The following is a 17,585-nucleotide window of genomic DNA, read 5'->3' on the forward strand; positions in this document are numbered from 1 at the left end:
TTGACAGGATGCACTGGAAAATGCTTGGATAAAACCCATATACCAGGCAGACAGATTAAAGGAGTGGGCAGATGAAGAACCGGTCCGGTATCGCGATTGCGGTGGCAAAAGAAAACAAATCCAAGCTTATCATACGCAGTGCCGTTCTTTCGGCTCTCACAGGTCTGGCTCTGGTTTGGGGTATGAGCCCGTCTCCGGCACAGGACATGCAGCGCTATTCCATGGAAAAAACCGAAGCCGGTATTATCCGTCTTGACCGCCAGACCGGTGAATTTGCACTGTGTAAGGAACAGGCCGGTAAAATTGAATGTGCTGAAACCAAACCGGCACAGCTCAGCAGTGATGAACGCACAGTACTTCTGGAAAAACAGGTTGCTGATCTGACCGCGCGTATCGCCAAGCTTGAAAAAAGTGGTGTCGCAAACAGCACTTTGCCAAGTGAAGAAGAGTTCGAAAAAGGGCTCGGCTATATGGAGCGTTTCATGCGGTCTTTCATGGGCGTAGCCAAGAGCCTTGATGAACCGGCACCGGTGCCGAACCGCACATAATTCCTTTCAAAGAAAAAGCGCCGTTTCCGGCGCTTTTTTATTTTCTTAAATTGGTTTTAGCCGATATTGGCAAAGCGGCGTGTTGCTTCGATCAGTTCGTGCGTGATACCCGGCTCAGTCACTGCATGACCACCGTCTTCGACGATGCGCAGATCGGCTTCCGGCCAGACTTTCTTCAGATGCCACGCATTGATGAACGGCGTGCACATATCGTAGCGGCCATGGATGATAACACCCGGAATATGGCGGATACGGTCAGCCAGACGCAGCAGCTGATCGTCGGTATCAAAGAAAGCGCGGTTCTGGAAATAGTGGCATTCGATACGCGCAAAAGCGATGGCGAAGTGATCCTGCGCAAACGCATTTTCGCGTTCCGGATCCGGCAGCAGGGAAATTGCCGAGCCTTCCCAGCGTGACCAGCGGCGTGCCGCTTCAATCTGCACCTGCGGATTCGGATCAGTCAGACGACGGTAATAGGCCGCCACCATATCGCCGCGCTCGGCTTCCGGAATATGCAGCTGATAGGCTTCAAAGCGATCCGGATAGATGATGCTGGCGCCGTTGCTATAGAGCCAGTCCACTTCAAAACGGCGTGCCAGAAAGATGCCACGCAGTACCAGTTCGCTGACGCGCTCCGGATGGGTTTGTGCATAAGCGAGGCCAAGGGTCGAGCCCCATGAACCGCCGAAAACCTGCCATTTTTCAACGCCGAGATGGGTGCGCAGACGCTCCATATCCGCAACCAGATCCCATGTGGTATTTTCGCGCAATTCTGCATGGGGTGTGGAGCGGCCGCAGCCGCGCTGGTCAAACAGGATAATGCGATAAGCTGAAGGATCATGCAGACGGCGCATAGTCGGCGAGATGCCGCCGCCCGGGCCGCCGTGGATCATGATGACCGGCTTACCGTTCGGGTTTCCGCATTCCTCAAAATAAATCCGGTGCAGCGATGAGACCTGCAACATCTCTTCCCGATAGGGTTGAATTTCCGGATAGAGGCTGTGGCGTGTCATAGGTCGTCCTTTTGCGTTATTTTATCTGCGAAGCAATAAGATTTTCTCTTGCATATAGAGCAGGCATCACCCTAACTGACAATACGGCACCATCGCGGCAAAAGCAGAAATCAGACTGTATATTGTACGCTTTGCCTGTAATATTGCATAATGAATATGCATGCCGTCTGCTACAGGCGGCTTTTATTGTGCTGGAAATTGCATTCACCGGTTTTCTCAAGCCGGATTTATCATTGAAATGAAATGCCGGTGGCCGGAGCGCATTGCGAAACTGTGAAGCGCTGAGGTATGGAAACCAGTTTGTCTGACCGGTTTCTGATCCTGATTACGGATCAGTTCTGTTGCATGTAAAAACAAAGAACAGAGCATTCTTAGGAATGCAGGCGGAGCGGGAAGGGCTCTGTACATGAAGAAAATGCAAGATGAAAACAGGTCATTTCTAACTTTATCTTTGGTTATATAAAGAGATAAGGTGCTTTCAGGAGATGATTTGCGGGGAGACTGCTGAGGGGGCAGGCAAGGGGTAGGAAATTTATGGAATTGAATTTTATTATTGCCGACGATCATCCTTTATTCCGTGGCGCATTGCGACAGATATTACAGGACGGTTTTCAGCCTGAGAGTGTGACTGAGGCTGACAATTATCAGCAATTGCAACAGGTTGCAGAAGAGGCACAGGATGTTGACCTGTTGTTTCTCGATCTGACCATGCCCGGTGTCAGCGGTTTGTCCGGACTGATCAATCTCAAGGCGCAGCATCCGCAGCTGCCGGTTATGATTGTTTCCGCCACCGATGATGTCACCACAATCCGCCGTGCCATGGAACTCGGAGCCTCCGGTTTTGTTTCAAAATCCGCGAGTCTTGAGGAAATCGGCGAGGCCGTACGCACCGTGCTGGACGGCGGGGAATGGGTATCCGGTGATATGGAACTCGGCGCGGAAAATGATGCGGAGATTGCCGATCTGATTGCCCGTATCCGCGCGCTCACACCGCAGCAAACCCGCGTGCTCTCAATGCTTGGACAGGGACTTCTGAACAAGCAGCTGGCCTATGAGCTGAATATTTCAGAAGCCACGGTGAAAGCCCATGTATCTGCGGTTCTGCAGAAGCTGGGCGTGGACAGCCGCACACAGGCGGTGATTCTGCTCTCGCGGCTTGGTCCGGGTTTTGCACTTCTGGATTGAGCCGGAGCATTTCACAGTCTCTCACCGCATATGATAATGCGCCAGCAAAGCCCGCAATGCTGCGGGTTTCAGCGGCTTGTTCAGCACATGAACATTTTCTTCTGTGGCCTGTAATTTGACCTCTTTTGAACGATCGGCCGTCAGCAGAACGGCCGGTATGGTATGACCCAGCGTTTCGCGGATATAGCCGATCATGTCCAGCCCGTTTTCACGGTTGAGATGATAGTCAGCCAGAATAATATCCGGCAATATTCTGACGCTCGCTTGTGAACGGGCGATATGATTGCACCAGTCTTTGAGTTGTGCGCCGTCACGGATCAAAGTGATATCGCAACCCCAGCCCTCAAGCAGAATACGCATGCCGTCGAGGATCAGCGGATCATTATCAATACATAAGACGCGCATATTTTCGAGTGCATTGCTGCGGCGTCTGGCCTGTGACGGTTCAGGTGAAACTTCAACCGCAGGCTCCTGAGACACCGGCATAATGATGCTGAAACAGGTGCCTTTACCATGTTCGGATTGCAGACGAATTGTCAGATCCAGCACACGGGCAATACGGTCGACAATGGAAAGACCAAGTCCCAGCCCGTCTGCCTGACTGATCCCTTCATCCAGCCGGTAGAACTCGCGGAAAACCAGTTGCTGTTTTTCCGGCGCGATGCCGATACCGGTATCGGCAACCTTGATTTCCAGATCGCCGCCGCGACGGCGCACACCGAGAAGAATTTTGCCGCTGCGGCTGTATTTGATCGAATTCGAGATCAGATTTTGCAGCAGACGACGCAGAAGATTGCGATCGCTATAGACTGTGAGGGAGCAGGGCACGACACGAAGTTTCAGACCCTTCGTGGCAGCAAGCGGTGTGAAATCTGTGACAACCTGTTGAAGCAGGCGATCCAGACGGAACAGCGAAAGCTCCGGTTTGAGCGCGCCGGTATCAAGCCGTGAAATATCCAGCAGCGCACTGAGAATGCCTTCAACCGCCTCAAGGGAGGAGTCAATATTCCGTGCCAGTTGCGCTTCCGATGCGCCGAGCCTTTCGCTCAAGGCTGTGCTGTAAAGGCGGGCAGCATTGAGTGGCTGCAAAATATCATGACCGGCAGCAGCGAGAAAACGTGTTTTGCCGAAATTGGCCTCTTCCGCCAGTTTCTGCGCACGGACAAGCTGCTGGTTCACTTCAAGCAGTTCGGTGGTGCGATCGGCGACGCGCTGTTCCAGCGTTTCATTGAGACGCTTCATGGAATTATCGGCCTCAACCGAGGCAGTAATATCGGTGTAACTGGCGACGATGCCGCCATCCGGCATCGGATTGGCTGCAATTTCAATGATTTTGCCGGTGGAGTGTAAGAGGATACGGCTTGGCTCATGGGTGCGCTCCAATGTGCGCATCATCATCGCGGCATCACCCGCATGAATTTCGCCATTATGCAGCAACCGGTCGAGCACATCGGAAATCGGTGTGCCAACCTGTGTCAGCCCGTCCGGTAGTTGCAGCAGATGGCGGAAACGCCGGTTCCAGCAGGTCAGGCGGAAATCCTTGTCGAGAACCGTGATGCCCTGTTCCATCTGATCCAGCGCGGTTTGCAGCAGATCGCGATTGTGCTGCAAGGCTTCCGAAGCATCATCCAGCAGGCGCAGCGTATCCGGTGCAGTATTGTCCTTGCGCTGAAGCAGCAGCGACAGCACCAGCCGCGCGGAGGATGAGCCGATGGCACTACCCAATATTTGCTCGGCAAAACGGATCAGCGGCACATCGGCGACGGCTTTATCATCCAGCGGCTGATCGCCATTATGTTCATAACGGCTGAAAGCAAGGGCAACGCGGTCTTCACCCAGATAGCGGGCAATCGTATTTTTGATTTCCCCGACAGTGACACTGGTGCGGAAACGGCGCAGAACCGGCACGGTTTTCAGATTGCGCGGCATGAATGTGCTGGCCTGAATGCGCTCCAGCGGTGTGGACTGTCGGGAGAGAGAGCCGATCACGAAGAACAGTGCATTAATGGCGAGGCTCCACAGAGCTCCATGGGTGAGAGGCAGGGCATCAACGCCGAAGAGTGCCTGCGGGCGCAGATAGGAAAGCCCCCATAAACCTTCCCGCAGGATCGGCGCATCAGGATTTGCCAAAGTTGGCAGCAGCAACGTATAGGCCCAGACAGCAAAGCCGCTGACCATGCCCAGAACAGCTCCGCGTGCATTGGCATTGCGCCAGATCAGCCCGCCGATCAGCGGCGGAGCAAATTGTGCGATCGCTGCAAAGGAGACCAGACCGATAGAAGCCAGCCCGAAAGTGCTGGAACTGGCGCGATAATAGCTGAAAGTCACCGCCAGAATAATCACAATGGTTGCACGGCGGGTATAGAGGATAAGGCGGGTCAGATCCCGTTGCTGATGTTTTTGACGACGATAGACGTAGCGGATCAGCAATGGCAGCAGCAGATGGTTAGAGATCATGATCGACAGCGCCACGCAGGCCACAATCACCATCGCCGTAGCAGCAGAAAGCCCGCCGACAAAAGCCAGCAGAGTTAAAAGATGTGAGCCTGCAGCCAGCGGCAGCGCCAGAACATAGAGATCTGCATTGGTAGTGGAGCCGAGATTGATAATGCCCTGCAAGGCGATTGGCAGGACAAACAGGTTAATCAGGATCAGATAGACCGGAAACAGCCAGCGGGCGGTACGCAATTCTTTTTCGCTGCGGTTCTCAACCACGGTGACGTGAAACTGGCGCGGCAGCATCAGAATTGCCGCGGCACTCAGAACGGTGTGAACAATCCAGGTGCTGGGGCTGGTACGGGTTAACATGCCCCAGAAATCAATATCCCGCTCCTGCAATTGCTGCGGCAGATCAAAAGGCGAGCCGAAGAGGAAGAAGGTTGTGGCAATGCCGACAATCAGAAAGGCGGTGATCTTGATGACGGATTCTAACGCAACCGCAAGAATCAGCCCGTCCTGATGCTCAGTCGCATCCGTATGTCTGGTGCCGAAAAGGATGGCGAATATAGCCAGCAGCGCAGTAACAAACAGTGATATATCGCCGAAGACATAGACAATCGGGTCATAGGAAGCCTGATATTCAGCCAGAACCATATCGACACTGCCGGATACGGCTTTCAGCTGCAGAGCAATATAAGGCATGGAGCCGACCACGGCGATGCAGGTGCCGATCGTGGCGACGCTGGTACTTTTGCCGTAACGGGCGGCGAGAAAGTCGGCGATAGAGGTAATGCGCTCGGCTTTTGCCAGCCGCACCACATGACGCAGAAATTTATTGCCGAAGGTGAAAACCAGAATGGGGCCGATATAAATGCCCAGAAATTCAAGCCCGCGGTCAGCTGCAAGCCCGACCGAGCCGAAGAAGGTCCATGATGTACAGTAAACAGCAAGGCTGAATGCATAAATATAGGGTCTTGGCTTGGAGCCCCAGCGCGATGCTTTACTGTCGCCAATACTGGCAACCGCAAAGAGCAAGATCAGATAGAGAAATGCGATGCCGATAATGATCCAGCCGTGCATTCAGCCCCCTTGCTGACCGGTTAATGATTGCGGGACAGAAAGATCCTGTATATGGCTGCAATAATGGCAGTCTCTGTCCGCTGATTATTCTGTACCTATGTTTGTATGCAACACTTCAGGATAATCAAGCAGTAAGCTGCTTTCTGATCTTGAGACTATAATAATCTCCGCTACTTTGTTTTTATTGCCGGATATAAAAAGAGTAAGCCCCCGTACTTGTAAAGGATAGCTCATGCTAAAGGAATTTCGTGAATTTGCCCTCAAGGGCAATATGGTCGATCTGGCCATCGGTGTCATCATTGGCGGTGCATTTGGTGGTCTGGTCAATTCCATCGTGAATGACATTATCATGCCGATTATCGGTCTCATCACCGGCGGTATTGATTTCTCCAACATGTTTATCCAGCTGGCCGGTGAGCCTAAGGGTACATTGGCGGCAGCGCGTGAAGCCGGTGCAACCATTGCTTACGGTAATTTCATTACGCTGCTGATTAACTTCCTGATTATCGCGTGGGTTCTGTTCCTTGTTGTTAAAGGCATGAACCGCATGAAGAAAAAGGAAGAGGCCAAGCCTGAAGCTGAAGCCGCAATTCCGGCAGATCAGGTTCTGCTGACAGAAATCCGTGATCTTCTGGCGAAAAAAGCCTGATTATAAAATCCTAAACCCGGCCTCAGAAATGAAGCCGGGTTTATTTTTAATTTGTCTGATATTTTGGTTGCATAAAATGCGGCCAATTCAACAAGGCTCCGGCGCGACGATTATGCCTGCCATCCGGAAATGCTCTGGTTAAGAATATCCCATGTCCCGTCAGTTCTCTCTGAAAAATATCTATGCACTTTTCCTGACATTTCTGATTGCCGGCAGCGGTGCCGCAATTGCTTATCTGACCGGACTGCCCATTCCTTTTCTGCTCGGCTCAATGTGCAGTGTGACCATTGCATCTCTGAGCGGTATCCGCATTTATCTGCCTGTCTGGTTGCGTAATGCGGTTTTTATCATGCTCGGCCTGCAAGCCGGTTCCGGTGTGCGTCCTGAAACGCTGAGCCAGATTGGCGAATGGCCTTTGAGCTTTATGCTGCTGTTTGTGATGCTTGTGGCGGTGACCGGTTTTACATTTATGCTGCTGCGCTATGTGTTTCGCTGGGATGCGCAAACGGCTTTTTTCTCCTCTTTGCCCGGTGCCTTGTCTTTCGTGATGGCTGCAGCCAGCGAAACCCGTGCCGATCTGGTTAAAATCACCATTATTCAGACTGTGCGGCTGCTTTTGCTCATCGGGTTGCTGGCGCCGGTGCTTAATGTGCTTGGGCAATCCGCACCGCATATCGATTTTGTTGCCGGTTCAGGCAGCCAGCAAAAAGAATGGCTATGGTTGTTCGCTGCGGGTGGCCTTGGTGCGCTGATCGGCCATTACAGCCGTTTGCCGGGCGGGATGATGCTGGGCGCATTGCTCGCCAGTGCGCTGGTCTATGTGACCGGTTTTGTAACAGTGCGCGTGCCGCCTGAAATGGCGGATTTTGGTATGGTTGTTCTCGGAGCTCTGATCGGCTCGCGGGTTGATGCGCGTCATCGCGGCGCTATCCTGAATTATTTGCCGGTGGCGCTGATGGCTTTCATCGTTGGTACGGGAACAGCTGCCGCAATCTGTGCGCTGGCATGGCTGGCAACAGGGCTGCATCCGGCACAAATTGCACTGGCTTTTGCGCCGGGTGCATTGGAAGCGCTGACTGTGATTGCTTTCTCGCTGGGTGTTGATCCGGCCTATGTGGCTTCGCACCATGTTGTGCGCTTTATGATGATTGCGATCTTTGTGCCGTTTCTTGCCCGATCGCTGCGCCGTATGGATGAAAAGCAAACAGCCGCACAGGCGGAGCTCTGAGCGGCTGTCAGGATTGAAGCTGATATTGCTCTTTATTAAGCAGATTGTTTCAGCGGGCTGCCGGTAAAATCCGTTGCATAAGGAATGTTCAAAGCCTGCCATACTTCCAGCAGTGCCTCTTTCAGACCGGCAATCAGCTCTTCCCCGTGAACAGGAGTCGGTGTGATGCGCAGGCGTTCAGTGCCGCGTGGTACGGTCGGGAAGTTGATCGGCTGAATATAAATGCCATGAACTTCCAGCAGGCGATCCGAAGCTTTTTTGCACAAATCCGCATTGCCGACAAAGAGCGGCACAATATGTGTTTCTGTCGGCATAACCGGCAGACCGGCACGTTTCAGCGTGTCCTTGGTCAGTTGTGCATTCTTCTGCTGCAATTCGCGTTCGGTGCCCGAGGCTTTGAGATGGCGAATGGCTGCAACTGTTGCATTGGCAATTGCCGGTGGCAGGGCTGAGGTAAAGATGAAGCCCGGCGCATAGGAGCGCACAGCATCGACCACAGCCTTGGAACCGGTAATATATCCGCCCAATGTGCCGAAGGATTTGGCTAATGTGCCTTCAATAATATCAATACGATGGCTCAGGCCTTCGCGTTCTGAAATGCCGCCGCCGCGTGCGCCATACATGCCAACGGCATGGACTTCATCAAGATAGGTCATGGCATTGTATTTTTCTGCCAGTTCCACAATTGCTTTCAGCGGTGCCACATCACCGTCCATGGAATAGACGGATTCAAAAACGATCAGCTTGGCGCGGTCTTTGCCTGCAGCCTTCAAAAGCTCTTCAAGATGCTGCACATCATTGTGCCGGAAAATCTGCTTGTCGGCACCGGAATGACGGATACCGGCGATCATCGATGCATGATTGAGTTCATCCGACAGGATCAGGCAATCCGGCAGCAGCTTGGCAATGGTCGAGATAGAGGCATCATTGGAGACAAAGCCGGAGGTAAAAACCAGACCGGCCTCTTTGCCGTGCAAATCTGCTAGCTCATGTTCAAGCTCAACAAGCGGATGATTATTGCCGGAGATATTGCGTGTGCCACCGGCGCCGGACCCTTGCGAGACGGCTGCATCGGTCATGGCTTTCAGAACATCAGGATTTTGCCCCATACCGAGATAGTCATTGGAGCACCATACGGTGATTTCACGCGCCTGACCGTTATGGCGCCAGATTGCTTGCGGAAAGCGGCCGACAATACGCTCCAGATCAGCAAATACACGGTAACGATTTTCAGTGTGAAGGCGGTCAATGGCCGCTTCAAAAAACCGGCTATAGTCCATGAGGCATCTTCCTTTTCTTCACCGTTACCTAATCCTTTAGAGGCGCGCCGTCTATAAGGACATGTGCGGTAAATAGACCTAGGCCGGTTTTGCGGCATTGATTTCAGTCAATCAGGCCGCCTCAGTCACGAGTTTTCGATATATTCCGGTTGAAAAGGCCGGAGCTGTCCGCAATTTTAGTCACACTCTGTTGTAAAAGGACGCATTCAACGCTAATTGAGTTTGCAACAGAGTGTTTAATCCTTACGTGCATGCATAATTTTCGGACGGGGCGGCTATGAAAAAGCAAATTTCGGCAAAGTCATGTGTGGCGCCAAGCCCGCGTATCGGTCGTCCGGCGCGGATTTCTCTTGAGGAAATCGCGCGTGTGACGCTGAAAATCGGCCTCGATGATGTGACGATGATTGCTGTCGGTCAGGCGCTCGGGGTCGATCACTCATCCCTCTACCGCTATGTTAAAGGCCGCAATGAGTTGCTGCTGGCTGCTGCCGATCTGGCCATTACCGAACTGGACTGGCGCGGTAATCCTGCCGACTGGTATGAGTTTGCACAAAATGTCGCCAATTCGGCCTGGGAATTATTCAACAGACATCCGGGGCTGGCCGATGCCATGCGGGAACTGGAAGTATCCCCGCCGTCCGGTATCCGCGCTTTTGGCGAAATGGCTAACCAGTTTGTGGAATATGGTTTCTCGGCTGAGGAAGCCGTTGTGCTGATCGACAGTATGATGGATATGACGGTCGATTACTTCACCGGTTGGCGCAGAGCCTATAAAAAACCGGGCCGCATTGGCGAGCGCGGAATTGAGAAGGTTGTGCAGTCGTGGCAGGCAGAAGCTGCCCGCAATCCGGATACGGCGCGGCCGATCCTGATTATGAGCCGTATGATAACCGATCATCCGAAGGATTGGTGGGACAAAAAACTGCTTCTGATCCTTGATGGTGCGCAGGCCGTTTTCAACAGACGTCAGCAGATTTATGAGGCTGCTGAATAAGCGCAGCGGCCTGTCTGATGACATCCGCCAATGTTTCTGTATAGCGCGCCACTTCCGGCGCGCCCATTAATTCCCCGAAAGTGCCGCGGGCTAAAGGGCCTGCGATAAACAGATTATCAGCAATACTGCCGTCTTTGCCGATGGCACGCATGGTTGTATCCGTCTGCTCAGTGCGGCTTGTATGCAGGCCAAGACCCGTAGGATCCATTTCAATCAAACCGTCTTCGCAGAGCATTGCCAATGGCGGGCACTGGCCGATAATATCACCATGCGCAGGGCCGGTGGTAACAATAATAGCGTCAAAATGCTGTCTGATTGTTTCGGATTGTCCGCGCAGGCGATAGGTCACGATAAAGCCGTGACCGTCATCAGCGCGTGCAGCATCCGTGAGGTGCGCGCCGAGAAATTTCAGTGTTCCCGAGCGGCAGCGTTCATCAAGAACATCATCTGTCTGAGTTGCTAAGCGAAACCTATGCGCATCCCAGAACGTGCGCAGATGACGGACAATGCGCTTGCGCTCACTGAGCGGCAGAGCAAGCCATATCCCGCCGCCCTGATCGCGCAAAGTATCAATCACCGATTGCCACGGCACGGATTGTTGTGCCGCTTCGCGGATTGTCCGGCGGATTTTGTGCAGCAGGCGCACGGCCGATGTTTCCGGCGGATTGATAAAATCACCGAAGAAGCGCGGCGGTCTTGGCTCATCGGCTTTGAGCCGCAGATTGGAGCGGGAGCGCAGACCGTGACGGGACAAAACGGTGATATTGCCGCGATGTCCGTGTTGTGACAGCCCTGCCACCATATCGGCAGAGGTTAGACCTGCGCCGACGATCAGAACCGAACTGTCCGGACCTGTCTCCTGAAGCAATTGCTGCAGAGCACCTGCCTGATAAGGATTGGCGATCAGTCCTTTTACATGGTTCTGGCCGGATTGCTGGAGTTCTCGCAATGGTGCGGGGAGGGCAGGCAGCGGATGTGACGCAGCGATCACCAGAAAATCCGCTTCCCGCGTTTCGCCTTTATCTGTGGTAACCTGATAGTGGCCGGAGGTGCAGCGTTTAGCGCCGGTAGCGCTGGCACGAATATGCTGTACTTGTCCGCTTGCAAGCAGCGGTGCAAGCTGTTCCGCCATATAGGTGCCGAAAGTGCTGCGCCTTGCGTAAATCTGACCGTTCTCCGTCATGGCTTCCGGATCATTATTCAGACTGTGCTGCTCTTCCATCCAGCGGGCAAAATGCGGTTTGTCTTCATAAAATATGCTCATCCGGTCGGAGAGAACATTGAGGCGGAAGGCATCCTCATTGGTGGAATAAGCCAGACCGGCACCAAGAGAGGAGCGCGGTTCTATGATTGTAATTTGAAGTTTTGCCGGATCGGTTATCGCTGCCAGATGATAGGCCAGAGAAGCGCCGGAGAAGCCGCCCCCGATAATGATGATGGATTTGTGCCGGTTTTCATGATGCGGGCGGTCAGTGCAGGCAGAAGGCAATACAGTCAAAACATATATCCGGCTTCAGGTGACGATGCTGTAATCTGTAAGAAAAAATTATTACAGGTCGCTGCCAGTTTATAGTAATGAAATCCGGTTTTGCAATTCTGCGGTAAAGTAATTTTCTTTGAAATGGTGCCGGAATAAAAGTTTTCTCTCCGGCGGTCAGAGGCCGAAGAGCTTTTTCAGGAACAATAATCCGCCATCGGTGCGGCGAATATAACGGCGCGGCAAGCCAAACGGATCATCTGTTGCGCGGGCATGACCGCGTTTTGTGGTGGTGGCGTGAACATAGCCCGCTTGTCGGGCCACATCGCGCACAGCCTGTGTTTCGCCGCCATAAGGGTAGCAGAAATTAGTGACTTCAGCGCCAAGTATCTCTTCAAGAATTTTCTTTGAACCGGCGATCTGCCGTTCTGCTTCCTGCAAATCCGCATCCGGCAGATAGATATGGTCAAGCGTATGCGCGCCAACCTCATGGCCATGTGCAGCCCAGTCGCGCAATTGTTCGGCACTCATGCAGGGAATTTCAACTGCGCCTTTCGGAATGTCCCATTCATTGCGTCCGCCGATCTGATTGGCGACGAAATAATTGGTGGCAGTAAAACCCAGCTCATTCAGCACCGGCATGGCATGCTGATAGACATTGAGAAAACCGTCATCAAACGTGATAACCGCAACTTTTCCCTGTTTTTTGCCTTCAAGATAAGGGCGGGCATCGCGCATGGACAATCCCTGATAGCCCAGTCTTTTCAGCCAGCGCATCTGCGAGCGGAACCGGTCCGGATGCACATGCAGGCTGCGAGACGGCTTGTCGCGCGCAGGCGGTACATCAATCGAATGATAGAGAAGAATGGGAATAGCAGAAGATTTCATCAGGCTTTTCCGGATTTGCGGGAATAGGTTTTGACGCTGTGCCGGTAGAACGGCCGCATCAGTTCTCGGTGCAGTTTATGCGCCAGAGAGCGGTTCTGTTTCAAGGTGCTGCCGCCCAGATTGGCAGATATTTCCTGCACGCCACCCGGAACAACGGAAAGCGGTTGCAATCCGGTTACCCAGTTCATTTGGGCAAAAGTATCAACAGGGCGGTCAAATTTCTCGGTTGCTTTCAACAGCGCTTGCGCAGCGTCACGGGTAATCAGCTGCGCGACCATGCCCAGCCCGACAGGCACTGGACGAATGACTTTCGTTGTTCCCTGTTCGAGCACGACAGCGCCGGTCTCACGGTCGGAGCGGAACGGCAGACGTACCAGCCCGCCTTGCTCGGCAATCGCCGCGGCCGCTTTAAAAGCAGCAGGAAAGTCCGCTGTCAGCGCCACATCATCTTCCAGCACAAGTGCTGCATCGAGATTTTGATCGATGATTGTCTGCCATGTTTTGCGGTGCGACAGAAAACAGGCAATTTCGTTACGGCTCAGGCGGAACGGATAATAAGGTTTGTGCAGGCGCGTCTGATAGGCCTGTGCCGCATCTGCATCGCTCAGCTGTTTTGCATCAACAGCTGTAATGATTTCTGCCGGTACCGGTAATTGGGAGATCAGTTCATTCACCTGCGCGCGGCGTTCTGTTGCACGCTCCAGATGAATGATGAATGCTTTAATCTGCGGTTTCTGCATAACTGACCTTTGCCGGAGCGGCTTATATTTTTCGCTGATCGCAGCTCTGCGACCGCATATAAGAATTGCCTATAGCAGCTTAAAGGTCTTGTCGGAAAGTGAGAAATATTACCTATGTAAAATGGAAAACGGGCAGATAAAAAATCTGCCCGTATGTTGTGTTTTTGTAAAGCTTAGCCCCGTTTAATTGAAACGCGTAGCGATCACTGGATTGCGGGTATAATTCCGCAGAGCCTGACGCAGCAAACCACTTGCATCTGCATAAGTGGCAGGGAAATCTGCAGGCTGATATTTCATAATATGCGGTATCGCCGCTTTGAGTGATTGCAGAACATGTTGCGGCAACCGGTCTGAACATTGGGTCAGACGGCGGAAAATCACGCTGATGCGGACGGATTTTCCGTACACGGCAACCTGTGGTTCCTGACCGGCCATATCCCAGTCTTCATAGGCATGAACAGCTTCGTGGAAGCCGTTCAGTAGATAAGTTGATGCATGTCCGTTATGGAGCGGCGGCAGTAAACTTGACATTCCTGTCTCCTCTGTCGGGCTGCTTACTGCAAACTTTCCTTGCATGGAGTTCGCAGTAATTTAAAAAAATGCCTGTTTCTGTGTTTTGCGGCGCACAGACAGGCCGTTGAAAATATAAATCTGTTTCCGGCATCAAAGCCTGAACCGGAAAGTGTCGGCTGATTATCGCCTGATTATATGACAGTTCTATAATGGACGGCTGTTTCAGCCGTGTTTTCTGTTCGGGCTTTTAACCCGCAAAGACGATCATGAAACAAAGATCGTGCCTGTCAGAGTAACGAAAATATCGCTCCGGTAAATCCCGATATTATCGTACTTTCGGATAATGCTGTAAAAAAGAAAAATCTTTTTAAAATACGAAAAGGAAGAAGGCGACCCGTCCTCTCCCTCTATGGTAATGCGGTATTGTGTTTCAGCTTTTTCCGAGTTCCACAGAGCGGTTACGGGCAGCTTCAACCGCATCGCTGACAAGATTTTGCAGGCGATTATCACCCATCAGCACTTCGAGAGCGGCGGCTGTTGTGCCGTTCGGGCTGGTGACATTAATTCGCAATTGCGATGGCGTATCCGTGCTTGTCGCAGCGAGCGCACCTGCACCGTAAACTGTCTGCATGGCTAGCATGGCAGCAATATCCTGCGGCAGACCGGCGGTTACACCAGCTTGTGTAAGACATTCAATGAAATGAAACACATAAGCGGGGCCGGAGCCGGATATTGCGGTTACGGCATCCATCAGGCTTTCATCTTTGACCTGTGCCACCTGACCACTGGTTTCCAGCAATTCTTCGGTAAAGTGCATGACATCTGCCTGCACATTTTTATTGGCAAATGTCACCATCATACCTTTGCCGATTGCTGCCGGTGTGTTCGGCATACAGCGGATAATCGCGGCCTGCGCGCCCAGAATTTTCTCGAATAAGGCAACCGGTGTACCGGCAGCCACGCTGAGAAAAGCCGAGGCAGATGCATGGTTTTTATAGGCAGGCAGAATGTCCTGAATGACCTGTGGTTTGACCGCAATGATAATCAGCTGCGGAGAGCCGGTAATGCCTGTGCTGTCCGGCAGTGCTTTAACGCCGAGTTTTGCCGCGCGCTCGCGTAAAGTGTCAGCCGGTTCAACAACTGTCACGTCAGAAGGCTGTAACTTGCCCGAGGAGAGCCATCCCTGCAGCATGGCAAACCCCATATTGCCGCAACCAACCAGAACAACAGTATTATTTGCCATCAAATGCCTCTCCTGTGATTTGCCCGACCATAGAACATTCGACCGGCAGATGGAAATATCGTTCGCTGCACAGAGCGAAATTACGGCTTCATGACAGGGGCGGTGTCACATTAATCAGATAAATGTGAAATTTATTTCTTATAGTGGTTGCCAGAGTCATTAAGGTTTTGTTAACCATAAGACAGAGTGATTTGCACCGGCTTCGCCGCGCTGCAAAGGCGTAACGGGTAAACGTGATTTACATTGTGAAATGCGTTGCTTCTGGCGTGTCGCTTATCTGCGAACAGTTTTGAAAAGCTTTCATGATCTGCTGTGAATTTTATTCCGGTCGGTCAGGTTCTTATGAGTCCGTTTTTTCGGACAGAACAGGCGTTTCAGGCATGGAATTTCCAAAAAACCTCGGTTTTGGCCGGATTTTTGGAATGTGCAGAGGAGGGGCAAAACACTCTGATACCGGATGCCGTTTGCGTGTCCGGCGCATATTATACCTGCGTCTCTGGCGCATATTATGCCTGCGTCTTTGGCGCATATTATGAAATGACTGTGTAAATAAATTTTAAGACGGGGCGGCATTATGGAACGTGATAATAAATTTTCCGGCACATTACCGCTTTTGGCCTATGCACCGCAGGACTTCGGCCTGAACATCCAGCGTTCCCGCGCTTACCGTGCACGTGCCGCAATGGGGCGCACCGGTGTGCAGCCGCTGCGCAGTCATGCACAGGCTCCGGCGCAGACTCCCGCACAGACATCGGTAAAAGCTGACAGAGCTGTACTTGCTGAACCTGCACCGGTTTCGTCATCTTCGTTGTTCAAAAAACTGTGGCTGAACCTGTCCGGCCTTTTAAAGCGCGGCAAACAAGCTGAAACCGCTGCGGATCAGCCTGCGCAGCCGGTGGTTACAAGGCAAATGCCTGTCGCGCCTGTGGCAAAGCAAATGCCTGTGAAACAGGCCGATGCAGACCCGCAGGAGCCGAAACAGCAACCGGCGGAAGAGATCGTTGCGGAAGTGCGCCAACCGGTTTCCAAAACCTATGCTGCCATGCGTAAAAATGCGCTCGGCACTGCCGCGGCAGATCAGACTATTCCGGAAGCTGCAGACCTTTCCCATGCACTGGCCGAAATCCGGCAGGCATTGCGTGAGCATGAGAAGCTGGCCAGTGCCAGACAGAATGAAAATTCGTCACGTTGATGCCGTTATTCCGATAGCATGACCGTTTTTTGATTGTCATCATCGCGCTGGCAGATTATGCGAGGGCAGGATGTGAGCGCGTGGCTTTGTGATCCCGCAATTTCGGCCTTGCATTGTTTTTTTGTCTGACGGAGTTGTGAGATGGCGACTGAGACGAGCGGCGCAAAAGTAATCGACGGTAAATTGCTGGCGGAAGATGTGGTGGCAGCGGTTAAAGCTGCAACATCCGACTTGTTAAATACAACCGGCACAAAGCCTGGGATTGCTGTGGTGATCGTCGGGGAAGATCCTGCCAGTCAGGTTTATGTCGCCTCCAAAGGCCGCAAAGCACGCGAATGCGGTTTCCACTCTGTACAGCACACATTGACTGAAGACACATCTGAGGCGGATCTGCTGGATCTAATCGACAGTCTCAATAATGACCCTGCCATTCACGGTATTCTGGTGCAGTTGCCACTGCCGAAACATATTGATGAAGGTCGCGTTATTCAGACTATCGCGCCGGACAAAGATGTCGACGGCTTTCATTATATCAATGTCGGCAAGCTCGGTACCGGCGCTGTGGACAGCGCCTTTGTGCCATGCACACCGGCTGGCAGCATGATTATGATTGAGCGTCAGCTTGGCCGTGATCTGTCTGGTCTGAACGCAGTTGTCATCGGCCGCTCCAATATTGTTGGCAAGCCGATGGCGAATTTGCTGCTTGCTGCCAATGCGACTGTCACTGTTGCCCATAGCCGTACCAAAGACCTGCCGGCCTTGGCACGCACCGCTGATATTCTGGTGGCAGCTGTCGGCCGTCCGCAAATGATCAAAGGTGACTGGATTAAGCCGGGTGCAACTGTGATTGATGTGGGTATCAACCGCATTGATGCACCGGAAAAGGGTGAAGGCAAGACCCGTCTCGTCGGCGATGTGGATTATGCAGAGGCTGCAAAAGTGGCCGGAGCGATTACGCCGGTTCCGGGCGGTGTTGGCCCTATGACCATTGCAATGCTGATGGCCAATACGCTGGTCGCCGCTTGCCGTGCAGCCGGTGTAAAGGCACCAAAATTTTGAAACTGTGTTAAGGCACCGAAATTTTGAAATTGTGCGAAAGCACCAACATAATGATTT

At 52.6% G+C, this 17,585-nt stretch carries 15 protein-coding genes; 7 read left to right on the forward strand and 8 right to left on the reverse strand.

Going from position 1 to position 17,585, the window contains the following annotated elements; all coding sequences use genetic code 11:
• Window positions 1-71: 71 nt before the first annotated feature.
• Complete coding sequence (locus BKD14_RS04195; protein ID WP_139316322.1) at window positions 72-548, forward strand: hypothetical protein; 477 nt, start codon at window positions 72-74, stop codon at window positions 546-548.
• A 56-nt stretch (window positions 549-604) separates the two neighbouring features.
• Here BKD14_RS04195 and pip read toward each other — a convergent pair whose 3' ends face one another.
• On the reverse strand, window positions 605-1,561 hold the full coding sequence (gene pip, locus BKD14_RS04200; protein WP_075654379.1) for a prolyl aminopeptidase: 957 nt from the start codon (window positions 1,559-1,561) through the stop codon (window positions 605-607).
• A gap of 540 nt (window positions 1,562-2,101) precedes the next feature.
• On the opposite strand from pip, the gene BKD14_RS04205 reads away from it, so the two are divergent.
• Window positions 2,102-2,746: a response regulator transcription factor gene (locus BKD14_RS04205; protein ID WP_028233683.1), complete on the forward strand. Its 645-nt coding sequence runs from the start codon at window positions 2,102-2,104 to the stop codon at window positions 2,744-2,746.
• Window positions 2,747-2,767: 21 nt separating this feature from the next.
• Here BKD14_RS04205 and BKD14_RS04210 read toward each other — a convergent pair whose 3' ends face one another.
• Window positions 2,768-6,265, reverse strand: coding sequence for a PAS domain-containing hybrid sensor histidine kinase/response regulator (locus tag BKD14_RS04210; RefSeq protein WP_075654380.1), 3,498 nt, complete (start codon window positions 6,263-6,265; stop codon window positions 2,768-2,770).
• Window positions 6,266-6,497: 232 nt separating this feature from the next.
• Between BKD14_RS04210 and mscL the strand changes: the two genes are divergently transcribed.
• Window positions 6,498-6,914 (forward strand): large conductance mechanosensitive channel protein MscL, encoded by a 417-nt coding sequence (gene mscL, locus BKD14_RS04215; protein ID WP_022711155.1) that lies wholly within the window; start codon window positions 6,498-6,500, stop codon window positions 6,912-6,914.
• A gap of 151 nt (window positions 6,915-7,065) precedes the next feature.
• On the forward strand, window positions 7,066-8,142 hold the full coding sequence (locus BKD14_RS04220) for an AbrB family transcriptional regulator (protein WP_022711156.1): 1,077 nt from the start codon (window positions 7,066-7,068) through the stop codon (window positions 8,140-8,142).
• Between the two features lie 35 nt (window positions 8,143-8,177).
• Here BKD14_RS04220 and hemA read toward each other — a convergent pair whose 3' ends face one another.
• Entirely contained in the window at window positions 8,178-9,422 is a 1,245-nt protein-coding gene (hemA, locus tag BKD14_RS04225) for a 5-aminolevulinate synthase (RefSeq protein ID WP_022711157.1), read from the reverse strand.
• Window positions 9,423-9,699: 277 nt separating this feature from the next.
• Here hemA and BKD14_RS04230 point away from each other — a divergent pair, with 277 nt between their 5' ends.
• Window positions 9,700-10,416 (forward strand): TetR/AcrR family transcriptional regulator C-terminal domain-containing protein, encoded by a 717-nt coding sequence (locus tag BKD14_RS04230; protein ID WP_075654381.1) that lies wholly within the window; start codon window positions 9,700-9,702, stop codon window positions 10,414-10,416.
• Here the strand turns inward: BKD14_RS04230 and BKD14_RS04235 are convergent.
• The 5 genes from BKD14_RS04235 to proC form a co-directional block, all read right to left on the reverse strand.
• Window positions 10,379-11,914, reverse strand: a complete 1,536-nt coding sequence (locus BKD14_RS04235; protein WP_175576056.1) for an FAD/NAD(P)-binding protein — start codon at window positions 11,912-11,914, stop codon at window positions 10,379-10,381. The two genes, BKD14_RS04230 and BKD14_RS04235, sit on opposite strands and share 38 nt — an antisense overlap.
• Window positions 11,915-12,070: 156 nt before the next feature.
• On the reverse strand, window positions 12,071-12,781 hold the full coding sequence (locus tag BKD14_RS04240; RefSeq protein ID WP_075654382.1) for a polysaccharide deacetylase family protein: 711 nt from the start codon (window positions 12,779-12,781) through the stop codon (window positions 12,071-12,073).
• Window positions 12,781-13,521 carry a glycosyltransferase family 25 protein gene (locus BKD14_RS04245; protein WP_075654383.1) on the reverse strand — a complete coding sequence of 247 codons (741 nt, stop codon included), beginning with the start codon at window positions 13,519-13,521 and terminating at the stop codon, window positions 12,781-12,783. Before BKD14_RS04245 ends, BKD14_RS04240 begins: the two co-directional genes overlap by 1 nt.
• A 183-nt stretch (window positions 13,522-13,704) precedes the next feature.
• Complete coding sequence (locus BKD14_RS04250; RefSeq protein WP_075654384.1) at window positions 13,705-14,052, reverse strand: hypothetical protein; 348 nt, start codon at window positions 14,050-14,052, stop codon at window positions 13,705-13,707.
• Window positions 14,053-14,464: 412 nt separating this feature from the next.
• Complete coding sequence (gene proC / locus BKD14_RS04255; protein WP_075654385.1) at window positions 14,465-15,277, reverse strand: pyrroline-5-carboxylate reductase; 813 nt, start codon at window positions 15,275-15,277, stop codon at window positions 14,465-14,467.
• A 574-nt stretch (window positions 15,278-15,851) separates the two neighbouring features.
• On the opposite strand from proC, the gene BKD14_RS04265 reads away from it, so the two are divergent.
• Window positions 15,852-16,469, forward strand: a complete 618-nt coding sequence (locus BKD14_RS04265; RefSeq protein ID WP_075654387.1) for a hypothetical protein — start codon at window positions 15,852-15,854, stop codon at window positions 16,467-16,469.
• 141 nt (window positions 16,470-16,610) lie between these two features.
• Window positions 16,611-17,528, forward strand: coding sequence for a bifunctional methylenetetrahydrofolate dehydrogenase/methenyltetrahydrofolate cyclohydrolase FolD (folD, locus tag BKD14_RS04270; RefSeq protein ID WP_075654388.1), 918 nt, complete (start codon window positions 16,611-16,613; stop codon window positions 17,526-17,528).
• The last annotated feature ends 57 nt before the right edge of the window (window positions 17,529-17,585 follow it).

The organism is Pseudochrobactrum sp. B5 (assembly GCF_001939785.1).
Classification (GTDB): domain Bacteria; phylum Pseudomonadota; class Alphaproteobacteria; order Rhizobiales; family Rhizobiaceae; genus Pseudochrobactrum; species Pseudochrobactrum saccharolyticum.

Coding starts and splice junctions, on each gene's coding strand:
- BKD14_RS04195 (WP_139316322.1), top strand. CDS start 72: ATGAAGAACCGGTCCGGTATCGCGATTGCGGTGGCAAAAGAAAACAAA.
- pip (WP_075654379.1), bottom strand. CDS start 1,561: ATGACACGCCACAGCCTCTATCCGGAAATTCAACCCTATCGGGAAGAG.
- BKD14_RS04210 (WP_075654380.1), bottom strand. CDS start 6,265: ATGCACGGCTGGATCATTATCGGCATCGCATTTCTCTATCTGATCTTG.
- mscL (WP_022711155.1), top strand. CDS start 6,498: ATGCTAAAGGAATTTCGTGAATTTGCCCTCAAGGGCAATATGGTCGAT.
- BKD14_RS04220 (WP_022711156.1), top strand. CDS start 7,066: ATGTCCCGTCAGTTCTCTCTGAAAAATATCTATGCACTTTTCCTGACA.
- hemA (WP_022711157.1), bottom strand. CDS start 9,422: ATGGACTATAGCCGGTTTTTTGAAGCGGCCATTGACCGCCTTCACACT.
- BKD14_RS04230 (WP_075654381.1), top strand. CDS start 9,700: ATGAAAAAGCAAATTTCGGCAAAGTCATGTGTGGCGCCAAGCCCGCGT.
- BKD14_RS04240 (WP_075654382.1), bottom strand. CDS start 12,781: ATGAAATCTTCTGCTATTCCCATTCTTCTCTATCATTCGATTGATGTA.
- BKD14_RS04245 (WP_075654383.1), bottom strand. CDS start 13,521: ATGCAGAAACCGCAGATTAAAGCATTCATCATTCATCTGGAGCGTGCA.
- BKD14_RS04250 (WP_075654384.1), bottom strand. CDS start 14,052: ATGTCAAGTTTACTGCCGCCGCTCCATAACGGACATGCATCAACTTAT.
- proC (WP_075654385.1), bottom strand. CDS start 15,277: ATGGCAAATAATACTGTTGTTCTGGTTGGTTGCGGCAATATGGGGTTT.
- BKD14_RS04265 (WP_075654387.1), top strand. CDS start 15,852: ATGGAACGTGATAATAAATTTTCCGGCACATTACCGCTTTTGGCCTAT.
- folD (WP_075654388.1), top strand. CDS start 16,611: ATGGCGACTGAGACGAGCGGCGCAAAAGTAATCGACGGTAAATTGCTG.